Below are 1,340 nucleotides of genomic sequence, written 5' to 3' on the forward strand. Positions count from 1 at the left end.
GGGGGCGACCCTGCACACCCCCACCCCACCAGACGGGCCAGACAACAGGCGTACGGGCTCCCCGTGACGTACGGGTGAGGGGGACCTCCCGGCTCACCCCCGCCGCAACAGACGGAACACAGGCCCCGGGCCGACCCACGACGTACGGGACAGGCACAGGACCCGCAGGTCACGCACGACGGACGGGCTGGCCGCCCCACCCCCTGGGGAAGAGACGCCCTGTCAGGGGCTACAGGAGGCCGATGTCCACCTTGGGCATCTTCGGCTTCCGCCGGGGCGGTATCCGGCCGCCGAGCAGGACGTAGCGGGCGGCGCGGTGGCGCTGGCCGGCGTACGGCGCCAGCAGTTCGAGCATCGCGGCGTCGTCGGCGTCGCGGTCGCCCGCCAGCGCGTAGCCGACGATCCGCGGCAGGTGGAGATCGCCGAGGGTGAGCGCATCCGGCGCGCCATGACTGCGTTGAACGGTCTCGGCCGAAGTCCACGGCCCCACGCCGGGCACCAACTCCAACCGCGCCATCGCGGCTTCCGGCTCCATCGCCACGGCCTCCTCCAGCCGCCGGGCGACGCGGGCCGCGCGCACGATCGTCGCCGCCCGCTTGTCGTCGACGCCGGCGCGGTGCCACTCCCAGGAGGGGACGAGCGCCCAGGCGCGGGTCTCGGGCAGCACGTACATCCCCGCTCCCGCCGCGGGGCCGGGCGCGGGCTCCCCGTACTTGCGCACCAGCAGCCGCCAGGCGCGGTACGCCTCGTCCGTCGTCACCTTCTGCTCCAGGACCGACGGGATCAGGGACTCCATCACGAGCCCGGTACGGGTCAGCCGCAGCCCGGGGCGGCGGTGGCGGGAGTACGCGACGAGGCGGTGGCGCGGCGTGAAGGCGTCGGGCTCGTCAGCGGCGCCGAGCAGTCCGGGCAACGCGTCGAGCAACCACTCGGCGCCGTCGCCCCACGCCTCGGCGACCACGTCACCCGCGCCGCCGGACCGTACGCACAGGGTGCCCGGTCCGGCAGGGGTGCGGGCAGTGCGCCAGACGGCGCCGTCTGACGCGGTCCGGTACGTGGGGTCGGCGGGCCCGCGCCGCAGTACGCCCAGCACCAATCCCAGGTCCACGGGCCACGGCGGAGTCCAACGGCGTACGGCCCCGCCGCCCCGCGGGTCCTGCGCGGGCAACCGGCGGACGGGGTGAGCTGGGGGAGCGAAGCGGCCAGACACGGGGTCCTCGTCGATGGATGGTCTCGTCCCTACGAGCCTAGATGAATGAGTCCGAATGTTGTCAGTGGTCGTAGGCGGTGAGGGAGCGTTTGGTTGTGGCGTCGGTGGTCCAGTTGTGCCAGATGGCTGT

At 73.9% G+C, this 1,340-nt stretch carries 1 protein-coding gene; it reads right to left on the bottom strand.

The window, feature by feature from the left end:
• Window positions 1-229: 229 nt before the first annotated feature.
• The gene (locus tag ACH4E8_RS35130; RefSeq protein WP_398455784.1) at window positions 230-1,210 is read right to left on the bottom strand and encodes a DNA-3-methyladenine glycosylase family protein; all 981 of its coding nucleotides are present in this window, start codon (window positions 1,208-1,210) and stop codon (window positions 230-232) included.
• Window positions 1,211-1,340: the final 130 nt, after the last annotated feature.

The sequence above is a fragment of the Streptomyces sp. NPDC017979 genome, assembly GCF_044328175.1.
Lineage (GTDB): Bacteria > Actinomycetota > Actinomycetes > Streptomycetales > Streptomycetaceae > Streptomyces.